The organism is Streptomyces lomondensis (genome assembly GCF_014651035.1).
In the GTDB taxonomy this organism is placed as follows: domain Bacteria; phylum Actinomycetota; class Actinomycetes; order Streptomycetales; family Streptomycetaceae; genus Streptomyces; species Streptomyces lomondensis.
Genome location: NZ_BMWC01000007.1, coordinates 135,299 through 155,783, shown reverse-complemented (window position 1 = coordinate 155,783; position 20,485 = coordinate 135,299). Strand labels below are relative to the sequence as shown.

The following is a 20,485-nucleotide window of genomic DNA, read 5'->3' as shown; positions in this document are numbered from 1 at the left end:
GAAGGGCTCTCGGGTTTCAGCGCGAGGCGCGCGGTCGTGGCCCTGAAGGGAACGGCCCGTAGCGGGGATGAGAGGTGGTCGCGGACATCGCGCGAACCATCTCCGGACCTCTGCGCGAGGGCAGTTGTCCGGTGTCGTCAGGTGGGGTGGCCGGTCGGACCGGCCATCACTCCGATGATCAGCAGGTAGAGCGTGTCCCTGCCGAGCGCCCCGATGACGCCGAGCGCAACCGCCACGATGAGCAGCAGAAGAAACAGCCCCACGTCAGCCTCCCGGCGTCAGCGGCGGGCCAGTCCAGTCGCGTCACTGGCGGAGAGCGGCTGAGTGGACTCGGTCTCCATGAGCTGGATCCCCTCGGAAACCCGTCAGGGGCCTGATCCACTCACTGGATCAGGCCCCTGACCTGGTACTTCACTGTCGGGGTGGCGGGATTTGAACCCACGACCTCTTCGTCCCGAACGAAGCGCGCTGCCAAGCTGCGCTACACCCCGATGTCGCTGCTGTCGCGGCGACGACGTTTACTTTAGCCCACCGGTGGCTAGAGACGAAATCCGGTTTTCCAGGGGTGGCGGAGTGGGTTCGGGCGGGCGTGGTCGAGGGCCACGAGGAGGACGGCCAGGGCGTAGAAGGAGAGGCCCAGGAGGAGGGCGTTGCCGAGGACGCGCTTGTAGCCGTCCTGGCCGACGTCCAGGAAGGGGTAGAGGTAGCGGTCGGGGGCGCCCGGGAGCAGCAGCTCGCCCCGGGTGAGGGAGAAGGCCAGGTAGGCCAGGGGGTAGAGCAGCCAGGTCGGGGCGTGGCGCAGGTGCAGGCGGCCGGGGGTCGTGAGCAGGAGCCAGTCCAGTACGGCCGCGATCGGGATCACCGTGTGGAGGGTGTGGTGGGCCAGGGCCTGCCAGCCTGTCGGGGCCGCGGCCGCGCCCGTGAGGGAGAAGGGGCTCGCCTCGTTCGCCAGGAGCAGGTGGTGGACCAGGGCCGCGATGACGACGTAGAGCAGGGTCGCGCCCAGGACGGACCCGGGCAGGGGGCGGCTGGCCGTCCACGCGCGGCGGGCCGAGAGGGCCATGACCAGGGCGAGCAGGATGTTGCTCTGGATCGCGAAGTAGCCCAGGACCCGGGACGGGTCGCCGAGGAGCAGTTCGAGGGTCACGCCCGCGGCCGCCGCGAGGGCGACCAGCAGGCGGAAGGTCGCGGCCGCGGGGCGGCGGACCGGGGCGACGACGGCCGTGGCGGGGACGGGGGAGGGCCGGAGTGCGGGCTTGCGCGGGATCGCGGGGAGGTCCGGGAGGTCCCTGGGTATCGGGGCTGTCATGCCCCCACGCTGACAGAACCGGACAAAGGGGGCGATGTGGGTGCCGCTGTGTGGGTTACCCCTTACCCGGCCCTACCGATTCACCTCGCCCCACCGATGTCCTCGGCTGCTCCCTACTCCCGCCCCACCAACGTCAGCAACGTCGCCTCCGGCGGGCACGCGAACCGTACCGGCGTGTAGCGGTTCGTCCCGCAGCCCGCCGACACGTGCAGGTACGCCGTACGGCCCTCCGACGTGTGCGTGGACAGGCCCTTCACCCGGTCCGTGTCCAGGTCGCAGTTGGTGACCAGGGCGCCGTAGAAGGGGATGCACAGCTGGCCGCCGTGGGTGTGGCCGGCCAGGATCAGGGGGTAGGCGTCGGCCGTGAAGGCGTCCAGCGTGCGCAGGTACGGGGCGTGGACGACGCCCATCGAGAAGTCCGCCGTGTCGGACGGGCCGCCCGCCACCTGCTCGTAGCGGTCCCTCTTGATGTGCGGGTCGTCCAGGCCCGTCAGCTCCACCGAGACGCCCTCGATCTTGAGCGTGCCGCGGGTGTTGGTCAGGTTGAGCCAGCCCGCCGCGTCGAAACCGTCCCGCAGGTCCTCCCACGGGTTGTGCACCACGCCTACGGCCGGCGGGTTGCCGTTGAGTCCGTGGCGGCCCTGGGCCTTCTCGAACAGGTAGCGGGCGGGGTTGCGGAGCTTGGGGCCGTAGTAGTCGTTGGAGCCGAAGACGTACGCGCCCGGGAACTCCATCAGCGGGCCGAGCGCGTCCAGGACCTCCGGGACGCCCTCCGGGTCGGAGAGGTTGTCACCCGTGTTGATCACGAAGTCGGGGCGCAGGCCCGCCAGGGACCGCAGCCAGCGCTGCTTCTTGCGCTGGCCGCCGACCATGTGGATGTCGGAGACCTGGAGCACGCGCAGGGGGCGCATCCCGGAGGGCAGGACCGGGACGGTGACCCGGCGCAGGCGGAAGGAGCGGGCCTCGAAGCCCGCCGCGTACAACAGACCGGCGGCGCCAGCCGCCGCGATTCCCAGGGGGACTCCGTATCGCGCGCGCATACGACCATCGTGTCAGACCCGGCCGGTGGCCCGCGCCCGGCCGCCGCGCGAAATGCCCTGCCGGCACCGGTCCTTAGCCCGCCACCCCCTAAATCAAGGGGCGCCTTTCCTGCCGCACCTGCGACAATCGACCCCATGACCACGCTCAAGTCGAAGCTTCAGGATGACCTCAACGCCGCGATCAAGGAGCGCGACGAGCTCCGCTCCTCGACGCTCCGGCTGACGCTCGCCGCGATCACCAAGGAGGAGGTCGCGGGCAAGGAGAAGCGCGAGCTCTCCGACGACGAGGTGCAGAAGGTGATCACCCGCGAGGCGAAGAAGCGGCGTGAGGCGGCCGATGCCTTCGCGCAGGGCGGTCGCGCCGAGCAGGCCGAGCGGGAGAAGGCGGAGGGCGAGGTGCTCGCCGCGTACCTGCCCAAGCAGCTGTCCGACGAGGAGCTGGAGCAGATCGTGGCCCAGGCGGTCGAGGAGGCGAAGGCGGCCGGTGCGGAGGGGCCGCGGGCCATGGGCGCGGTGATGAAGATCGTGAACCCGAAGGTGGCCGGGCAGGCCGAGGGCGGCCGTGTCGCCGCCGCGGTGAAGAAGCTGCTGGCCGGCTGACCGGCCCGGTGATCATCGCCGGTCCTGGCCGACCGGCTCGCAGACAGGGGCGGCCCCCTCCTTCCCATCCGGGTCGGAGGGGGCCGCCCCTGTCGGGTCACGCCCCTGGGGTCCTGCCGAGGTCACCCCGGCTCAGCCGAACCGCCCACCGTTGCCGTTCCCGCCTCCGTTGTCCTGCCCCCGGAAGAAGCCCTCGGGGATGGAGAACGAAGGCGTCGGGAAGGGATTGCCGCCCCCGCCGCCGTTGTTGTTGCCGCCGACCAGGCCGCCGATGACGCCGGCGTTGTCACCGTTGTTCCCGTCGTCGCGGCCGTCACCGCCACCGTCGCCGTCGCCCCGGTCCCGGTCGCGGTCGATGCCGTCGGGGATGTGGACGGTGTTGAAGTTCTCGACGGGCTTGCCCTCCAGCGCCCCGTACATCATGTCCTTCCAGATGGGGCCGGGGACCTCGCCGCCGAAGACCTTGTCGTGCGGCCGTCCGCCGATGGTGATGTTCACCATCTTCCGCTTGTGCGCGGGGTCGCCGACCCACACCGCACCGGCCATGTTCGGCGTGTAGCCCACGAACCAGGCTGCGTAGCGCTCGTCCGTCGTACCGGTCTTGCCGGCGCTGTCACGGCCGTCTCCCAGACCGGCCTTCCTGCCCGTACCGTCCTCGACGACGCCCTTCAGCAGCGCGTTGATGGTGTCGGCCGTGTTCTCCGACATCGCGCGCGAGCAGGTCGACTTCGGGACCTCCAGCTTCCTGGTCTGGTCGCCGACGCGCTGGCTGACCGACTCGATGGCGACCGGCGTGCAGTACATGCCGCGCGAGGCGAAGGTCGCGTACGCGTTCGCCATGGTCAGCGGGGACATCTCCTGCGTGCCGAGGGCGATGGAGGGCACCTGGGGCATCTTGTCGCCGTCGGCCCGCACGACGCCCATCTTCTTCGCCATCGTCGTCACCGGGCAGATGCCGATGTCGCTGATCATCTGCACGTAGTAGGTGTTGACCGACTTGGCGGTCGCCTCCTTCATGTCGTACGGGCCGACCTCCGTCTCGTTCTCGTTCTCGAGCTTGGCCGGGTTGTTGCGGTCGTTCACCCACTTCTTGCCGCCGCAGGCCGCGACCGGGCTCGGGTACGGCATCTGGTACGGCGAGGAGTACACCTTGTTGGCCGGCATGCCGTCCTCCAGGGCGGCGGCGGCCACGATCGGCTTGAACGTCGAACCGGGCTGGTAGCCCATGCCGCCGCCCATCCCCTGGTCGACCGAGAGGTTGATCTGCGTCTCGTTCTTCTTGAAGCCGTACGGACGCGACTGGCCCATGGCGAGGATCTTGCCGGTGCCGGGTTCGACGAGGGTGGCGGCGGTGGCCACCGGGTCGCTCTTGTAGACATGGTCCTTGATGGACCGCTGCGCCGCGTCCTGCGCCTGCGGGTCCATGGTGGTGCGGACGGTGAGACCGCCCTGGTTCCAGACCTTCGCCCGGGCCTCCCTGGTCTTGCCGAAGACCGGGTCGGTCAGGAAGACCTCGCGCACGTAGTCGCAGAAGAAGCCCGCGCCCTTGACCGCCGTGATGCAGCCGTTCCGCGGCTTGCTGACCTTCAGGCCCAGCGGCGCCTTCATCGCCTCGGCGGCCTGGGCCCGGGAGATGTCGCCGACCTCGGCCATCCGCTGCAGCACGGTGTTGCGGCGCTTGGTGGCCTCCGCCTCGTCGTTGACCGGGTCGTACCGGCTGGGCGACTGGACGATGCCGGCGAGGAGGGCCGACTCCTGGAGGTTCAGGTCCTTGGCGGACTTGGAGAAGTAGCGCCGGGCCGCGGCCTCGACGCCGTAGGCCTGCTGGCCGAAGAACGTGATGTTGAGGTAGTTCTCGAGGATCTTCTTCTTCCCGAGCTCCTCCTCGACCTGGATCGCGTACTTCAGCTCGCGGATCTTGCGGCCGATGGTCTGCTGGGTGGCCTGCGCGACCTTCGTCGGGTCGTCGCCCGCCTCCTCGACGAAGACGTTCTTCACGTACTGCTGCGTCAGGGTTGAGGCGCCCTGGGCGACCTCACCGCTGCGCGCGTTCTTGTTGAGGGCCCGCAGGACGCCCTTCAGGTCGACCGCGCCGTGCTGGTAGAAGCGCGAGTCCTCGATCGCGACGATCGCCTTCTGCATGGAGGGCGCGATGTCCTTGAGGGGGACCACCGTGCGGTCGCGCGAGTAGACCGTGGCGATCTGCCCGCCGTCCGCGTCGAGGATGGTGGTGCGCTGACTCAGGGGCGGGGTCTTGAGGTTGGCCGGGAGCTCGTCGAAGCTCTCGACCGATCCCTTCGCCGCCAGGCCCAGCGCGCCCACCGCGGGCAGCGCGATGCCGGCCAGCACGGCCCCCGCGAGGACACTGACACCGAGGAACTTGGCGGCCTGCTGCGTGGGAGACAGACCACCGCCCGAGCGCTTCTTTGGCATGAGGGCAGCCTACGTTCTCATTCGCCGGACAGGCGTATATGCCTTGGCCTAAGCTGCTCTCAACTGTCACAGCAGTGAGGCCACGTATCAATACGTCCGGCGACCCCGAATCGTTCCGGGTGTTCCCCAACTTTCTTGGCGGGGTCGTGTCCGAATTCGCCTTGTGCGTCATACGGCGTCCGTTGTGACGCAACTGAACTGTCCTGGTTTGCCAGGAAGGTTACGTATGTCGCCAGCTCACTCCCCCGGGTGATCTGCCGCTTACCCATAGTCCGTTCGGGCCATTCAAGATTGGGCCCGCTGGGGGTGTTGCGCTGTGCCCACCTTCCGTAACGTCCTCAACTGGCGGCGGTGAATATGCCGCTGCCGCCGTGGGGGAGCCTCGATTCGGGAGAGGACGGCGCCGGTATGGGCTGGGTAACCGACTGGAGTGCGCAGGCGGCCTGCCGCACTACCGATCCGGATGAACTGTTCGTTCAAGGAGCAGCGCAGAACAGGGCCAAGGCGGTGTGCACCGGATGCCCGGTGCGCACGGAGTGCCTGGCCGACGCGCTCGACAACCGCGTCGAGTTCGGCGTGTGGGGAGGCATGACGGAGCGTGAGCGCCGCGCACTGCTGCGCAGGCGGCCCACGGTGACCTCCTGGCGCCGGTTGCTGGAGACCGCGCGCACGGAGTACGAGCGTGGTACGGGTGTCGTGCCTCTCGACGACGACGAGGTCTACGAGAACTACGCTGCGGTCAGCTGAGGAGTTCCCTCCAGGTTCTCCGCACGTCTCAGGGACCTTGACGGGCCCTTTGGCCGCTTCGGCATCGCCGGACTGCCTTTTGGCGTCGGCAGACTGCCCTTTGGCGTTGCCGGACTGCGTTTTGGCATCGCCGGACTGCCCGTCAGGCGCTCGCCTCGGGCCGGGTGTCCTCCTCGGGCGGCCGGGTCGCGCCGGGCAGGGCGGACGCGGCGGGCAGCTCGCGTTCGTCGGCCGCGAGCCGGTCGCCGATGTCGCGCAGTCCCGCGAGGTCGTGCACGTCGCCGGGCAGCGCGGCCACTTCCGTCACGGCCACCTCGGGGTGGAGCGCGGTGAAGCGGTCACGCGTGCGCTGCTCACGGGAGAGCAGCTGCATACGATCGGCGTGCAGCCTCAGCAGGCCTGCCGTCAGTTGGTCTACGGAACGCTCGGCGTGCTCGGCGTCGTCCTCGGCGGGGGAGCCACCGTCAGAGGCCTCGGCAGCGGCCGGAGCTGGGGTTTCGTGCGTGGGAGAGTCTGAACTGCCGTACGTGTCGGGAGAGTTACGAAGTCCAGCTTTCCCGCCCTCCTGATCCACAATGCGGGAGTCCTCAAGATTTTCCGCGGCGGCGAGCGCCCGCTCGGCCGACAGCCGGTCGGCGCCGCTGCCGTGCACCCGGTTGAGCACGAGCCCGGCGAGCGGCATGTCCTCCGCGGCCAGGCGTTCCACGAAGTACGCGGCCTCGCGCAGCGCGTCCCGCTCCGGGGCCGCGACCACGAGGAACGCCGTCCCGGGCGCCTGGAGCAGCTTGTACGTCGCGTCCGCGCGCGTGCGGAAGCCGCCGAAGGTGGTGTCCATCGCGGAGACGAACGTCTGGACGTCCTTGAGGAGCTGGCCGCCGAGCAGCTTGCCCAGGGTGCCGGTCATCATCGACATCCCGACGTTCAGGAACTTCATCCCGGCGCGGCCGCCCAGCTTCGCCGGTGCCGTCAGCAGCCGGATCAGCCGGCCGTCCAGGAACGACCCGAGCCGCTTGGGCGCGTCGAGGAAGTCCAGTGCCGAGCGGGACGGCGGGGTGTCGACGATGATCAGGTCCCACTCGTCCCGGGCGCGCAGCTGACCGAGCTTCTCCATCGCCATGTACTCCTGCGTGCCCGCGAAGCCCGCCGAGAGCGACTGGTAGAAGGGGTTGTTCAGGATGGCGGCCGCCCGCTCGGGGTCCGCGTGCGCCTCGACGATCTCGTCGAAGGTGCGCTTCATGTCGAGCATCATCGCGTGCAGCTCGCCGCCCGCGGAGTCGTCGATGCCCTTCACCCGGCGCGGGGTGTTGTCGAGGGAGTCGATGCCCATGGACTGGGCGAGCCGGCGAGCAGGGTCGATCGTGAGCACGACCACCTTGCGGCCCCGCTCGGCCGCGCGCAGGCCCAGAGCCGCCGCGGTCGTGGTCTTGCCGACCCCGCCGGAGCCGCAGCAGACCACGATCCGGGTCTTCGGGTCCTGAAGCAGCGGGTCGACGTCGAGCACGCGCGCGGGGGCGAGGTGGTGGCGGGCCGGGTCGTGCGTGTGGGCCGGGTCCGGACGGCTCATGACATCCCCTGCTTCCGACTCGTGACGGGCCTTGCCTGTGTGGCGGGCCGGAGCCCTGTACATGACCGGCTCACGACACGCCCTGCTCGCGCAGCTCACGGGCCAGCTCGTACAGCCCCGCCAGGTCCATGCCCTCGGCGAACAGCGGCAGTTCGTGCAGCGGCAGGCCCAGTTCGGTGAGGACCGCCCGCTGCTCGTGCTCCAGCGCGTACCGCTCGGCGTACTCCTCGGCCTGGGTGAGCAGCGGGTCCACCAGCCGCTCGGCGTGCCCGCCGCGCCGCGCCCCGCCGAGCCCGGCGGACGACAGCGACCGCGCGACTGTGGAACGCGGGACCGTCCGGACGAGTTCCAGGTCGGCCGCGTCCAACACCTCCGGCCGCACCATGTTCACGATGATCCGCCCCACCGGCAGCCGCGCCGACCGCAGCTCGGCGATGCCGTCCACGGTCTCCTGGACGGGCATCTCCTCCAGCAGCGCCACCAGGTGCACGGCCGTCTCCGGCGACTTCAGCACCCGCATCACGGCCTGGGCCTGATTGTGTATCGGGCCGATCTTGGCGAGGCCGGCGACCTCGTCGTTGACGTTCAGGAAGCGCGTGATGCGCCCGGTGGGCGGCGCGTCCATGACGACGTAGTCGTACGCGAACCGGCCACTCTTGTCCTTGCGGCGCACCGCCTCGCACGCCTTGCCGGTCAGGAGGACGTCCCTCAGGCCGGGCGCGATGGTGGTGGCGAAGTCGATCGCGCCGAGCTTCTTCAGGGCCCGTCCGGCGCTGCCCAGCTTGTAGAACATCTGGAGGTAGTCCAGAAGGGCCAGTTCGGGGTCGATGGCCAGCGCGTACACCTCCCCGCCCCCGGGAGCGACGGCGATCTTCCGCTCCTCATAAGGCAGCGCTTCGGTCTCGAAGAGCTGCGCGATGCCCTGGCGGCCCTCGACCTCGACGAGAAGCGTCCGCTTCCCCTCCGTGGCCAGGGCCAGCGCTAGGGCCGCGGCCACCGTGGTCTTACCGGTACCGCCCTTGCCGCTGACGACCTGGAGCCTGCTCACGTATTCGAGCCTAACCAGTCCGCGCCCGGACTACGCGGGAGGCTGTGGATAACCGTCGTCGTGGAGGGCGGGCGCCCGGGGGCGTGGTCGGCCGCGTGACCCCTCTGCGGCAGCGGCTAGAGTCGGCCGCATGACCAAGTGGGAATACGCAACCGTGCCGCTGCTCGTCCACGCCACGAAGCAGATTCTGGACACCTGGGGCGAGGACGGCTGGGAGCTCGTCCAGGTCGTGCCCGGGCCGAACAACCCCGAGCAGCTCGTGGCCTATCTGAAGCGGGAGAAGCAGTAGTGGGCGCCGTCGAGGCGAAGCTGGCCGAGCTCGGCCTGAGCCTGCCCGACGTCGTCCCGCCGCTCGCCGCGTACCAGCCGGCCGTGCAGTCCGGGCCGTACGTCTACACCGCCGGGCAGCTGCCGATGGTGGACGGCAAGCTTCCGGTCACCGGCAAGGTCGGTGCGGAGGTCACGCCGGAGGAGGCCAAGGAGCTGGCACGCACGTGTGCGCTGAACGCCCTGGCCGCCGTCAAGTCCGTCGCCGGTGACCTGGACCGCATCGCGCGGGTGGTGAAGGTCGTCGGGTTCGTGGCCTCGGCCTCGGACTTCACGGGCCAGCCCGCGGTGCTCAACGGCGCGAGCGAGCTGCTCGGCGAGGTCCTCGGCGACAAGGGCGTGCACGCGCGCAGCGCGGTGGGCGTGGCGGTGCTGCCGCTGGACGCGCCGGTGGAGGTCGAGATCCAGGTGGAGCTCGCGTAGCCCTTTTCGACGGCCCGAGCTGCGGAATCGCTCCCCCGGGGCCACTCGAACATCCGCCCGTCACGGGATAGCCTCGCGCCCATGGCGAACGGTCAGTGGTACCCCCCGGAGTGGCCGGAACGGATCCGCGCGCTCGCGGCCGGCACCCTCACCCCGGTGACCCCGAAGCGCGCGGCCACCGTCATGCTCCTGAAGGACACCGGCAGCGGCCCGGCCGTCCACATGCTGCGCCGACGCGCCTCCATGGCCTTCGCCGGGGGCGCGTACGCGTATCCGGGCGGCGGCGTCGACCCGCGCGACGACGACCACCACGTCCGCTGGGCGGGCCCCACGCGCGCGTGGTGGGCGGACCGGCTCGGCGTCGACGAGACGGCGGCCCAGGCGATCGTCTGCGCGGCCGTACGGGAGACGTACGAGGAGGCGGGCGTGCTGCTCGCCGGCCCGGCACCGGACTCGGTCGTCGGCGACACCACCGGCGCCGGCTGGGAGGCGGACCGTGCCGCCCTGGTCGCCCGGGACCTGTCCTTCGCGGAGTTCCTGGACCGCCGCGGCCTGGTGCTGCGCTCCGACCTGCTCGGCGCCTGGACCCGCTGGATCACCCCGGAGTTCGAGGCCCGCCGCTACGACACCTGGTTCTTCGTGGCCGCGCTCCCTAAGGGGCAGCGCACCCGCAACGCCTCCACGGAGGCCGACCGCACGGTGTGGATCGGGCCCGGCGAGGCGGCCGCCGGATACGACAAGGGCGAGCTGCTGATGATGCCGCCGACCATCGCGACCCTGCGGCAGCTGACGGCGTACGAGACGGCCGCCCAGGCGCTCGCGGCCGCCCCAGGGCGTGACCTCACGCCCGTCCTGGCCACCGCCCGCCTGGTGGACGGCGAGATCGTGCTCTCCTGGCCGGGCCACGACGAGTTCACCAAGCACATCCCGACCGCCCCGACCGGTGGAGCCACCGCATGACGGACGCAGCAGCCCTTCCCGGCCAGCCCCGGGGCGGGGTCCTCACGGGTCCCGCCACCGCCCGGGCCGTCAACGTCCTGGCCCCCAACCCGTCGGCGATGACCCTGGACGGCACGAACACCTGGATCCTGTCCGAGCCCGGCTCGGACCTGGCCGTGGTGGTCGACCCGGGGCCGCTGGACGAAGGACACCTGCGCCGTGTCGTCGCCACCGCCGAGCAGGCCGGCAAGCGCGTCGCCCTGACCCTGCTGACCCACGGCCACCCCGACCACGCGGCGGGCGCCGCCCGGTTCGCGGAACTGACCGGCACGCGCGTGCGTGCCCTCGACCCGGCGCTGCGGCTGGGCGACGAGGGCCTGGCCGCCGGAGACGTGATCACCACAGGTGGCCTCGAACTGAGGGTCGTACCGACTCCCGGCCACACCGCCGACTCCCTCTCCTTCCACCTCCCGGCGGACCAGGCGGTCCTGACGGGCGACACGATCCTGGGCCGCGGCACGACGGTCGTGGCCCATCCCGACGGCCGCCTCGGCGACTACCTGGACTCCCTGCGGCGCCTCAGGTCCCTCACGGTCGACGACGGCGTCCACACGGTCCTGCCGGGCCACGGCCCGGTCCTGGAGGACGCCCAGGGCGCCGTCGAGTACTACCTCGCCCACCGCGCCCACCGCCTGGCCCAGGTCGAAACGGCCGTCGAGGACGGCTACGGGACCCCGGCCGAGGTCGTCGCCCACGTCTACGCCGACGTGGACCGCTCTCTGTGGCCGGCGGCCGAGCTGTCGGTACGGGCGCAGCTGGACTATCTGGAGGAGCACGGGCTCATCTAGACACCCGCACACCCTCATGCGGGACGGGGCGCTTTGACGCCGTGCACGCGCGCGTACTCGGCGGCGAGCCACGGCCCGAGATCGTCGACGTACGACCTGAGCACGGCGGCGTCCCCCGTCGGCTCCCGCCCCAGGACGGCCGCGCCCCGCATCTGCTCGGCGCGCTCCGGGTAGTACCCGGCGAACGCCTCCGCCATCTCCCGCAGGTCGCTCGTCCAGCCGTTCCAGCGGGGCATGACCAGGGTGAAGCCCGTACGCACGAGGTGCCGGGACATGAAGCGGACGAGCGGACGACGGGCCTCCGCAGTGTCGTCCGCCTCAGCGATCCGCCGGCGCCAGCGGGGCAGGAGCAGGTGCAGATCGCCGTTGGTCTCGCGGGCCAGCAGCGAGTCGGGGCGGTAGCGCGGCAGCCGCGCGGCCAGGTCCTCGCCCAGCAGCGGAGTGCACAGGCAGGCGACGAACCAGGCCAGGTCGTACCGCTCCAGGTCGCTCAGCAGCCGCGCCCGGCTGAACAGCAGCGTCCCGTGCCCGTCGAGCTGCTCGAACTCCTCGTCCAGCGCCGCACCGAGGGCACGGGCCTCGGCCCGGTCCGCGTCGGTCGGCTCCTCGCGCAGGGCGAGCAACAGGTCGAGGTCGCTGTGTCCCACGCGCGCGGTGCCGCGCGGAATCGACCCGTAGAGGTACGCGCTGTGCAGCCGCGCCCCGAACACGCCGGCCAGCCGGTCCCGGGCGGCGGCGACGACCGGACGGAAGACGTCGGGCACGCGCGCGAGGGAGCCCTCCCGGGCGATGAAGCCCTCCGCGTCGAGTCCCGGGCGATGAGCGGTTCCGGCCATGCGGTCACTGTGCCGTGAAAGGGACCGCGGCGCGGCTTGTTTTTCGTGCCGCGTACGACGTCGGGCCCCGTCCCGCGAGGAGACAGGGCCCGACGACGTACGGCCAGGGGCGCGTGCGCGTCAGCGTGAGCGCTTGGCGAGGCGTTCCACGTCCAGGAGGATCACCGCGCGGGCCTCCAGGCGCAGCCAGCCGCGCTGGGCGAAGTCCGCCAGGGCCTTGTTGACCGTCTCGCGGGACGCGCCGACCAGCTGGGCCAGCTCCTCCTGCGTGAGGTCGTGGACGACGTGGATGCCCTCCTCGGACTGCACGCCGAACCGGCGGGACAGGTCCAGCAGGGCGCGGGCGACGCGGCCCGGGACGTCCGAGAAGACGAGGTCGGACATCGCGTCGTTGGTCTTGCGCAGCCGGCGCGCGACGGCGCGCAGGAGCGCCGAGGCCACCTCGGGGCGGGCGTTCAGCCAGGGCTGGAGGTCGCCGTGGCCGAGGCCGAGCAGCTTCACCTCGGTCAGCGCCGTGGCGGTCGCCGTGCGAGGGCCCGGGTCGAACAGCGACAGCTCGCCGATGAGCTCGCCGGGGCCGACCACGGCGAGCATGTTCTCGCGGCCGTCGGGGGACGTGCGGTGGAGCTTGACCTTGCCCTCGGTGACCACGTACAGGCGGTCGCCGGGGTCGCCCTCGTGGAACAGTGAGTCACCGCGGGCGAGGGTCACCTCACTCATGGAGGCGCGGAGCTCCGCGGCCTGCTCGTCATCGAGCGCCGCGAAGAGCGGATTGCGCCGCAGAACGTCGTCCACGAGTTCTCTCCCTTTCGACCTGCTCAGGGGATCTTGCGCCCCCGCGTACCAGGGCACCGTGGTGCCCATTTTGCCGGACCGTCCAAACAGTGTGATCTGTCACAAGGATGCCGCACAGGTGTCCCGGGGTACGCGGCAGGGGTCCAATTGGACGCCGATCTTCAGGGGCCGGGGCGGATGTCGGTGGCTGGCCTTAGGCTGGCCGGGTGTCCAAATCGCCGGTGAGAGCACAGGCCGAGGGGGCTGCGCGGGTGGTTGTACGTCGCGATTCCGCTGTGGGCGAACAGGGCCCCGATGGCGGTAGGAAAACGGCGAAAGCGACAGGGAAGGCGGCGCCTTCCGGGAAGCCGACGCCGGCGAAGAAGCCGCCTGCCAAGAAGGGCGGGGCCGCGGGCAAGCAGGCATCTGCGAAGAAGGCCGCCGCGAAGAAGGCCGCTGCCAAGGCGCCGGCTTCCAAAGCGTCTGCCTCCCGGGCAACCGCCGCCGGGAAGCCGGCTGTGAAGCCGGCTGTTAAACCCGCTGTGAAGAAGGCGCCCGTCGCCAAGAAGGTCACCGTCGCGCCCAAGAAGGCCACCGCCCGGGTCAAGGGCACCGCCCCCGCCAGGACCGTCGTCCACCCGCCGGGTGACGAGTCGCGTACCGCCCTGGTCCGCCGCGCCCGCCGTATCAACCGCGAGCTCGCCGAGGTCTACCCGTACGCGCACCCCGAGCTGGACTTCGACAACCCCTTCCAGCTGGTGGTCGCCACGGTGCTGTCCGCCCAGACCACCGACCTGCGCGTCAACCAGACGACACCCGCCCTGTTCGCCAAGTACCCCACCCCCGAGGACCTGGCCGCCGCCAACCCGGAGGAGGTGGAGGAGATCCTCCGCCCGTGCGGTTTCTTCCGGGCCAAGACGAAGTCGGTCATAGGGCTGTCCAAGGCCCTGGTGGAGGACTTCGGCGGTGAGGTCCCGGGCCGGCTGGAGGACCTGGTCAAGCTGCCCGGCGTCGGCCGCAAAACCGCGTTCGTCGTGCTCGGCAACGCCTTCGGGCGGCCCGGCATCACCGTGGACACGCACTTCCAGCGCCTGGTGCGCCGCTGGCAGTGGACCGCGGAGACCGACCCGGACAAGATCGAGGCCGCCGTCGGCGCGCTCTTCCCGAAGAGCGACTGGACGGACCTCTCGCACCACGTGATCTGGCACGGCCGCCGCATCTGCCACGCCCGCAAGCCCGCCTGCGGCGCCTGCCCGATCGCCCCGCTCTGCCCGGCGTACGGCGAGGGCGAGACCGACCCCGAGAAGGCGAAGAAGCTCCTCAAGTACGAGAAGGGCGGCTTCCCCGGCCAGCGCCTGAGGCCCCCGCAGGCGTACCTGGACGCGGGCGGCAGGCCGGCGCCGCCGCTGGGGGCCGGATGAGCCGCCCGACCAGCGGGACGGCCTGCCCGAGGCCGGGCAGCGGGGTGGGTCGCCCGAGTGGCGGCGTGGGTTGCCCGGGCAGCGGCGCGGGTCGCCTGGGCAGCGTGATGGTCCGCCCGAGCAGCCGTATGACCTGCTCGGAGAGTCCGACGGCCCACTCGGAGAGCCCGACGGCCCGCGTGGATGAGCCGATGGACCGCTCGGAGAGCCCGATGGCCCGACCTGGCAGCCCGAGGGCCCGCCAGGGCACCCCGACGACCCGCCCGCAGCGCCCGATCAGCCGCTCCGGCACCGGTAGGAGCCGCCCCAGCCGTGCGGGCCGCTCCGGCGGCGGTGCGAGTCCCCTCGGCAGCCGTGCGGGCCGCTCCGGCGGCGGTGCGAGTCCCCTCGGCAGCCGTGCGGGCCGCTCCGGCGGCGGTGCGAGTCCCCTCGGCAGCCGTGCAGGCCGCTCCGGCAGCGATACGAGCCCCTTCGGCAGCCGTGCAAGCCGCCCCGGCAGCGGTACGAGCCCCGTCGACAGCCGTACAGACCGCCTGGGCAGCCCTACGAGCCGTCCCGGCAGCCGCACGAGCCGTCCCGGCAGCCGTACGAGCCGTCCCGGCAGCCGTACGAGCCGCCCCGGCAGCCGTACGAGCCGCGCGCGCCGCCCCGGTACCCCGGCAGGTCCCCCACACAGGGGACCGTGGCCCTGCGCGGAACGATCTCGGGGGCGTCGCGCGTTGGAAGCGGCAGGACGACGGGGGTGGCGATGACGCGTGCGAGCGACACACAGGGCGGCCCGGTGACGCTGAGCAAGGAGGGCCTGCCCGCCTGGCTGGACCCGGTGGTGCACGCCGTGGAGACGGTGCGGCCGAGGCAGCTGAGCCGCTTCCTGCCGCCGGAGGACGGCGCCGGGCGCCAGTCCGCCGTGCTGATCCTCTTCGGGGAGGGCGAGCGCGGTCCGGAGCTGCTGCTCATGGAGCGCGCGAGCTCCCTGCGTGCGCACGCGGGGCAGCCCTCCTTCCCGGGCGGCGCCCTCGACCCGGAGGACGGCGACCCGAGGGGCGACGGACCGCTGCGGGCGGCCCTGCGCGAGGCGCAGGAGGAGACCGGCCTCGACCCCGCCGGCGTCCAGCTCTTCGGTGTCCTGCCCAGGCTGTACATCCCGGTCAGCGGCTTCGTGGTCACGCCGGTGCTCGGCTGGTGGCGCGAACCGAGCCCGGTCGGAGTCGTCGACCCGAACGAAACCGCCAGAGTCTTCACCGTCCCCGTGGCGGATCTCACGGATCCCGCCAACAGAGCCACCACTCTTCACCCCAGTGGCCACCAAGGCCCGGCATTTCTGGTCAAATCAGCCCTTGTCTGGGGTTTCACGGCCGGAATCATCGACCGGCTGCTGCACTACGCGGGCTGGGAGCGGCCCTGGGACCGCGAGAAGCAGGTCCCGCTCGACTGGCGCGCATGACAGGGTGGCCTCCGTGAACGTGCTGGACATCTTGTTGCTGGTCGCCGCCGTGTGGTTCGCGGTCGTCGGGTACCGCCAGGGCTTCGTCGTCGGCATCCTGTCGGTGATCGGCTTCCTGGGCGGCGGTCTCGTCGCGGTCTACGCGCTGCCCGTCATCTGGGACGCGCTCACGGACAACGCGGAGGTGAGCACGACCGCCGCCGTCGTCGCGGTCGTCGTCGTCATCGTCTGCGCCTCCGTCGGCCAGGCCCTCACCACCCACCTCGGCAACAAGCTGCGCCGGCACATCACCTGGTCCCCGGCCCGGGCCCTCGACGCGACCGGCGGCGCGCTGGTCAACGTCGTGGCGATGCTCCTGGTCGCCTGGCTGATCGGCTCGGCCCTCGCGGGCACCACGCTGCCGACGCTCGGCAAGGAGGTCCGCAACTCCAAGGTGCTCCAGGGCGTCTCGCAGGCGCTGCCCGACCAGGCCGCCACCTGGTTCGCGGACTTCTCCTCCGTCCTCGCGCAGAACGGCTTCCCGCAGGTCTTCAGCCCGTTCTCGAACGAGCCGATCACCGACGTCCAGCCCCCAGACCCGGCCCTGGCGAACAGTCCGGTCGCGACCCGCGCCCAGCGCTCCATCGTCAAGGTCATGGGCACGGCCCCGAGCTGCGGCAAGGTGCTGGAGGGCACCGGCTTCGTGTTCGCCGACCGCCGCGTGATGACCAACGCGCACGTCGTGGGCGGTGTCGACGAGCCGACCGTGCAGATAGGCGGCGAGGGCAGGAAGTACGACGCCAAGGTCGTGCTGTACGACTGGCGGCGCGACATCGCCGTACTCGACGTGCCGGACCTCAAGGCGCCCGCGCTGCGGTTCACCTCGACGGACGCGGGCAGCGGCGACAACGCGATCGTCGCGGGCTTCCCGGAGAACGGGGCGTACGACGTGCGCGCCGCACGCGTGCGTGGCCGCATCACGGCCAACGGCCCGGACATCTACCACCGCGGCACGGTCCGCCGCGACGTCTACTCCCTCTACGCGACCGTCCGCCAGGGCAACTCCGGCGGCCCGCTGCTCACCCCCGACGGCAGGGTCTACGGCGTGGTCTTCGCCAAGTCCCTCGACGACGCCGAGACGGGGTACGCGCTCACCGTGGACGAGATCCAGGAGGACATCACCAAGGGGCGCACCGCCAACCAGCAGGTGGGCAGCGACAGCTGCGCGCTCTAGGAGCAGCCCTGGGAGGGGCGGGTCGGCCCGCGCGTCACTCGCGCGGGTGACGCCTCAGTCGCGTGTATGGCGCAGACGTACGGAGACCCAGCGGGCCCGGCGGCGGAGGATGCGCGGGATCCCGACCCTGGGGTCCGCCCCCGCCATCTGCGGTGCACCGCCTCGCTGGTGGGAGTTCGCGCCGCCCGCCGAGCGGCGATTGCGGCTTGCGTCACTGTAGTCGTGCGTCCAGCCCATACCCCGACGTGTGCCCCTGGCACATGGTCGATAACCGCTCCCGGGGCGTCCAATTGGCCTATGCGCCGGGCAAGTGGCCGTTCGTAGGACAAGCGTTCACTTCGGATACCGCGTGCGGTCCTCCGGTCACCGATCGGGTTCGGGATCCCGCAGCCAGTTGATGAGCTCCGAGGAGAACGCGACGGGGTCCTCCTCGTGCGGGAAGTGGCCGAGCCCGTCGAACAGCCGCCAGCGGTACGGGGCTTCGACGTACTCGCCGGAGCCGGCCGCGCTGCGCGTGCGCATCACGGGGTCGAGCGAGCCGTGCAGATGGAGGGTCGGCACGCGCACGGGCCGCTTCATCCGGCGGTTGAACTGGATGCCGTCCGGGCGGGCCAGGGACCGCACCATCCAGCGGTACGGCTCGACCGCGCAGTGCGCCGCGGAGGGGATGCACATGGCGCGGCGGTAGTTCTCCAGCGCCTCGTCCTCCGGCGGGCGTGGCCCGGACCACTCCTCGATCAGCCGGGCCACGAGCGCCCCGTCGTCGGCGGTGAGCTGACGCTCCGGGATCCAGGGCCGCTGGAACCCCCAGATGTGTGAACCGGCGCGGCTCTGCTTGACGTCTCTGAGCATGGCCGAGCGCCAGCGCCGCGGATGCGGCATGGACGCGACAGCCAGCCGCCGCACCAGCTTGGGCCGCATCGCGGCGGCCGTCCACGCGAGGTATCCGCCGAGGTCGTGGCCGACCAGCGCGGCGTCCGGCTCGCCGAGCGAGCGGATGACCCCGGTGACGTCGAGCGCGAGGTTGGCGGGGTCGTAGCCGCGCGGCGTGCGGTCGCTGCCCCCGACGCCCCGCAGGTCCATGGCGACGGCCCGGAACCCCGCGTCGGCCAGCGCCACCAGCTGGTGCCGCCAGGTCCACCAGAACTGCGGGAAGCCGTGCAGCAGCAGCACCAGCGGCCCGTCGCCCAGCTCGGCGATGTGGAAACGGGCGCCGTTGGCGGCGACGTCGCGGTGGCTCCAGGGGCCGTCCAGGAGTACGGCCGAGGCCGGTTGTGCCGGGGGTGTGGCGGGGTCCGTCATGACGACGAGCGTGCCACAGCCTCGATGGCTTCGGGGACCCGGTCCTGCGTGAGCTCCGGGCGCGGGTGCGGCTTGGCCTTCTGCAGGACGCCCGCGCTCTGCTTCATCGAGGCGGCGACCTTCTGCGGGCCCTTGCTCTTCTTGGCCTTCTTCGCGAAGACCACGCCGATCAGCGCGAGCACGAGCGCGACCAGCACGTTCGCCGCGAAGGACAGCAGGAAGCAGATCGCCAGGTTCCAGTCGCTCCAGGTGCGGATGCCGTACGCCAGCGCGAAGTTCAGCATCGGCAGGGAGAACAGCAGCACCGCGCCCGCCATCGAGAAGGCGCCGCCGCTGGTCGCGCCGCGCTTGACGTCCTGCTTGAGCTGCGCCTTCGCCAGCGCGATCTCGTCGTGCACCAGCGCCGACATTTCCGCCGTCGCCGAGGCGAACAGCTGGCCGATGCTGCGTTCGGCGCCGACCGGGCTGCCGTCGGGTGCGCTCATCGCGGTCTCCCTCTTCTGCGTACGGTCCGATTTCCGCGTCCTCTGCCTGACTCGCCGCAGTCGTCCGACTGGGCAGGGCCTGACTGCGTACGGTCCCGTCTTTTGTACCGTCTCGTCAGATCATGCCGGACCGTCGCGGTCATCGCCTGCCCCGCCCGGTACTTCGGCAAGCCCGTGCCGCGCCGCTGCCTTCTCCTGGGCGATGCGGCGGTGTTCGGCGGCCTTGCGCTCGTACCGGTCGGCCAGGCGCAGATGGTAGGCCGGATCGTCCTCCTCGTAGATGTCCGGGATGCCGTCGGCGTCCTCGTCGCGCTCCTCCGCCTCCCACAGGCGGCGGTACTTGGCGTTCCGGATTTTCAGCAGGACGGTCGCGAGTGTCGCCGCGATGAGCGAGCCGAACAGCACGGCGGTCTTGATCGCGTCGGTCATCACCTGATCGCCGTCGAAGGCGAGTTCGCCGATGAGCAGCGAGACGGTGAAGCCGATGCCGGCGAGACTCGCCACCGCGAACACGTCCGCCCAGGCGAGGTCGTCGCTCAGCGAGGCCCGGGTGAAACGGGCCGTCAGCCAGGTCCCGCCGAAGATGCCGAGCGCCTTGCCGAGGACGAGCCCGAGGACGACACCGAGGGTCTCCGGCTTGGTGAACACGTCGGCCACTGCCCCGCCGGACACGGACACACCGGCGCTGAACAGCGCGAACAGCGGTACGGCCAGGCCCGCCGACAGGGGCCGTACGAGGTGCTCGATGTGCTCGCCGGGGGAGTGGGCCTCGCCCTCGCGGCGGTGGCAGCGCAGCATCAGGCCCATGGCGACACCGGCGATGGTGGCGTGGATGCCGCTGTTGTACATCAGCGCCCAGACGACCAGCGCGAGCGGCACGTACACGTACCAGCCGCGTACGCCCTTGCGCAGCAGCAGCCAGAAGACGACGAGGCCGGCGACGGCGCCGCCGAGCGCGGCGAAGTTCAGCCGGTCCGTGAAGAAGACCGCGATGATCAGGATCGCGAAGAGGTCGTCGACGACGGCGAGCGTGAGCAGGAAGGCGCGCAGCGCGCTCGGCAGGGACGTGCCGATGACGGCGAGCACGGCGAGGGCGAAGGCGATGTCGGTGGCGGTGGGCACGGCCCAGCCGGACAGGGAGCCGCCGCCGGTGACATTGGTGAGGGTGTAGACGAGCGCGGGTACGGCCATGCCGCACAGGGCGGCGACGACCGGGAGCGCGGCGGCCTTGGGGTCGCGCAGATCACCCGCGACGAGTTCGCGTTTGAGTTCGATGCCGGCGACGAAGAAGAAGATCGCGAGCAGTCCGTCGGCGGCCCAGTGCGCCACCGACAGGTCGAGGCCGAGGGCGGCGGGGCCGAAGTGGAAGTGGGCGACGCTCTCGTAGCTGTCGTGCAGTGCGGGGATGTTCGCCCACAGCAGCGCGGTGACCGCGGCGGCGAGCAGCAGCACACCACCGACCGTCTCGGTGCGCAGCGCGTCCGCCACGTACGTCCGCTCGGGGAGGGACAGCCGCCCGAGGATCTTGCGGGTGGTGGTGGCGGTGCGGGGCGCGGTCACGGGGGAGACCTCCGGTCGGTGGGCAGGGCTGAACACATGCCGACCAGACTTCCCGGCGCACCATGGAGCACTTGTTTTTCTTAGATTAGCTAAACGTATGGCCGCGCGCATCCGGTGATCCGCGCCACGGGTACGGAAGGGGCACCCGGGGTGCCGACCACCGGGTGCCCTT

General features: G+C 71.4%; 22 protein-coding genes and 1 tRNA gene. 9 read left to right on the top strand and 14 right to left on the bottom strand.

The genetic code is table 11. The annotated features are described in order from the left end of the window. Positions 1-137: 137 nt before the first annotated feature. The 4 genes from IE255_RS39940 to IE255_RS23730 form a co-directional block, all read right to left on the bottom strand. Complete coding sequence (locus IE255_RS39940) at positions 138-263, bottom strand: hypothetical protein (RefSeq protein ID WP_267974477.1); 126 nt, start codon at positions 261-263, stop codon at positions 138-140. A gap of 154 nt (positions 264-417) precedes the next feature. After that, a tRNA-Pro gene (locus IE255_RS23740) sits at positions 418-491 on the bottom strand. A gap of 47 nt (positions 492-538) precedes the next feature. Beyond that, complete coding sequence (locus tag IE255_RS23735; RefSeq protein ID WP_190052393.1) at positions 539-1,309, bottom strand: Pr6Pr family membrane protein; 771 nt, start codon at positions 1,307-1,309, stop codon at positions 539-541. A gap of 113 nt (positions 1,310-1,422) precedes the next feature. Beyond that, a complete protein-coding gene (locus IE255_RS23730; protein WP_190052392.1) occupies positions 1,423-2,349 on the bottom strand; it encodes a metallophosphoesterase in 927 nt (308 codons plus the stop codon). Between the two features lie 135 nt (positions 2,350-2,484). On the opposite strand from IE255_RS23730, the gene IE255_RS23725 reads away from it, so the two are divergent. Then, complete coding sequence (locus IE255_RS23725; protein WP_190052391.1) at positions 2,485-2,949, top strand: GatB/YqeY domain-containing protein; 465 nt, start codon at positions 2,485-2,487, stop codon at positions 2,947-2,949. Between the two features lie 132 nt (positions 2,950-3,081). Here IE255_RS23725 and IE255_RS23720 read toward each other — a convergent pair whose 3' ends face one another. Then, on the bottom strand, positions 3,082-5,382 hold the full coding sequence (locus IE255_RS23720; protein WP_190052390.1) for a transglycosylase domain-containing protein: 2,301 nt from the start codon (positions 5,380-5,382) through the stop codon (positions 3,082-3,084). Positions 5,383-5,790: 408 nt separating this feature from the next. Here IE255_RS23720 and wblA point away from each other — a divergent pair, with 408 nt between their 5' ends. Beyond that, positions 5,791-6,129, top strand: coding sequence for a transcriptional regulator WblA (wblA, locus tag IE255_RS23715; protein ID WP_190052608.1), 339 nt, complete (start codon positions 5,791-5,793; stop codon positions 6,127-6,129). Positions 6,130-6,271: 142 nt separating this feature from the next. Here wblA and bagB read toward each other — a convergent pair whose 3' ends face one another. Together bagB and bagA are read right to left on the bottom strand one after the other, a co-directional pair. Beyond that, a complete protein-coding gene (bagB, locus tag IE255_RS23710) occupies positions 6,272-7,693 on the bottom strand; it encodes an ATPase BagB (protein WP_190052389.1) in 1,422 nt (473 codons plus the stop codon). A gap of 70 nt (positions 7,694-7,763) precedes the next feature. After that, positions 7,764-8,741: an ATPase BagA gene (gene bagA, locus IE255_RS23705; protein ID WP_190052388.1), complete on the bottom strand. Its 978-nt coding sequence runs from the start codon at positions 8,739-8,741 to the stop codon at positions 7,764-7,766. 130 nt (positions 8,742-8,871) lie between these two features. On the opposite strand from bagA, the gene sp36 reads away from it, so the two are divergent. From sp36 to IE255_RS23685, 4 genes are all read left to right on the top strand, one after another. Beyond that, on the top strand, positions 8,872-9,030 hold the full coding sequence (sp36, locus tag IE255_RS23700) for a Sp36 family protein (RefSeq protein ID WP_003991873.1): 159 nt from the start codon (positions 8,872-8,874) through the stop codon (positions 9,028-9,030). Further along, positions 9,030-9,491, top strand: coding sequence for a RidA family protein (locus IE255_RS23695; RefSeq protein ID WP_031115991.1), 462 nt, complete (start codon positions 9,030-9,032; stop codon positions 9,489-9,491). The genes sp36 and IE255_RS23695 overlap by 1 nt, the downstream gene beginning before the upstream one ends. A gap of 81 nt (positions 9,492-9,572) precedes the next feature. After that, a complete protein-coding gene (locus IE255_RS23690; protein WP_190052387.1) occupies positions 9,573-10,451 on the top strand; it encodes an NUDIX hydrolase in 879 nt (292 codons plus the stop codon). Beyond that, entirely contained in the window at positions 10,448-11,278 is an 831-nt protein-coding gene (locus IE255_RS23685) for an MBL fold metallo-hydrolase (RefSeq protein WP_190052386.1), read from the top strand. The genes IE255_RS23690 and IE255_RS23685 overlap by 4 nt, the downstream gene beginning before the upstream one ends. 14 nt (positions 11,279-11,292) lie before the next feature. On the opposite strand, the gene IE255_RS23680 is transcribed toward IE255_RS23685, so the two are convergent. Together IE255_RS23680 and IE255_RS23675 are read right to left on the bottom strand one after the other, a co-directional pair. Next, entirely contained in the window at positions 11,293-12,114 is an 822-nt protein-coding gene (locus tag IE255_RS23680; RefSeq protein ID WP_190052385.1) for a nucleotidyltransferase domain-containing protein, read from the bottom strand. Between the two features lie 120 nt (positions 12,115-12,234). Then, entirely contained in the window at positions 12,235-12,909 is a 675-nt protein-coding gene (locus IE255_RS23675) for a Crp/Fnr family transcriptional regulator (RefSeq protein WP_031115987.1), read from the bottom strand. A gap of 275 nt (positions 12,910-13,184) precedes the next feature. Here IE255_RS23675 and nth point away from each other — a divergent pair, with 275 nt between their 5' ends. Then, positions 13,185-14,309, top strand: coding sequence for an endonuclease III (nth, locus tag IE255_RS23670; protein ID WP_190052607.1), 1,125 nt, complete (start codon positions 13,185-13,187; stop codon positions 14,307-14,309). A gap of 543 nt (positions 14,310-14,852) precedes the next feature. Here nth and IE255_RS39935 read toward each other — a convergent pair. Further along, a complete protein-coding gene (locus IE255_RS39935) occupies positions 14,853-14,981 on the bottom strand; it encodes a hypothetical protein (RefSeq protein WP_267974478.1) in 129 nt (42 codons plus the stop codon). Between the two features lie 76 nt (positions 14,982-15,057). On the opposite strand from IE255_RS39935, the gene IE255_RS23665 reads away from it, so the two are divergent. Both IE255_RS23665 and IE255_RS23660 read left to right on the top strand, forming a co-directional pair. Further along, positions 15,058-15,753 (top strand): NUDIX hydrolase, encoded by a 696-nt coding sequence (locus IE255_RS23665; RefSeq protein ID WP_190052384.1) that lies wholly within the window; start codon positions 15,058-15,060, stop codon positions 15,751-15,753. A 13-nt stretch (positions 15,754-15,766) separates the two neighbouring features. Beyond that, positions 15,767-16,966 carry a MarP family serine protease gene (locus IE255_RS23660; protein WP_190052383.1) on the top strand — a complete coding sequence of 400 codons (1,200 nt, stop codon included), beginning with the start codon at positions 15,767-15,769 and terminating at the stop codon, positions 16,964-16,966. Positions 16,967-17,020: 54 nt separating this feature from the next. On the opposite strand, the gene IE255_RS39290 is transcribed toward IE255_RS23660, so the two are convergent. From IE255_RS39290 to nhaA, 4 genes are all read right to left on the bottom strand, one after another. Continuing rightward, entirely contained in the window at positions 17,021-17,203 is a 183-nt protein-coding gene (locus IE255_RS39290; protein WP_229906534.1) for a hypothetical protein, read from the bottom strand. Between the two features lie 126 nt (positions 17,204-17,329). Further along, the gene (locus IE255_RS23655) at positions 17,330-18,268 is read right to left on the bottom strand and encodes an alpha/beta fold hydrolase (RefSeq protein ID WP_190052382.1); all 939 of its coding nucleotides are present in this window, start codon (positions 18,266-18,268) and stop codon (positions 17,330-17,332) included. Beyond that, the gene (locus tag IE255_RS23650) at positions 18,265-18,753 is read right to left on the bottom strand and encodes a phage holin family protein (protein WP_190052381.1); all 489 of its coding nucleotides are present in this window, start codon (positions 18,751-18,753) and stop codon (positions 18,265-18,267) included. Before IE255_RS23650 ends, IE255_RS23655 begins: the two co-directional genes overlap by 4 nt. Before the next feature lie 120 nt (positions 18,754-18,873). After that, complete coding sequence (nhaA, locus tag IE255_RS23645; RefSeq protein ID WP_190052380.1) at positions 18,874-20,313, bottom strand: Na+/H+ antiporter NhaA; 1,440 nt, start codon at positions 20,311-20,313, stop codon at positions 18,874-18,876. Between the last annotated feature and the right edge of the window lie 172 nt (positions 20,314-20,485).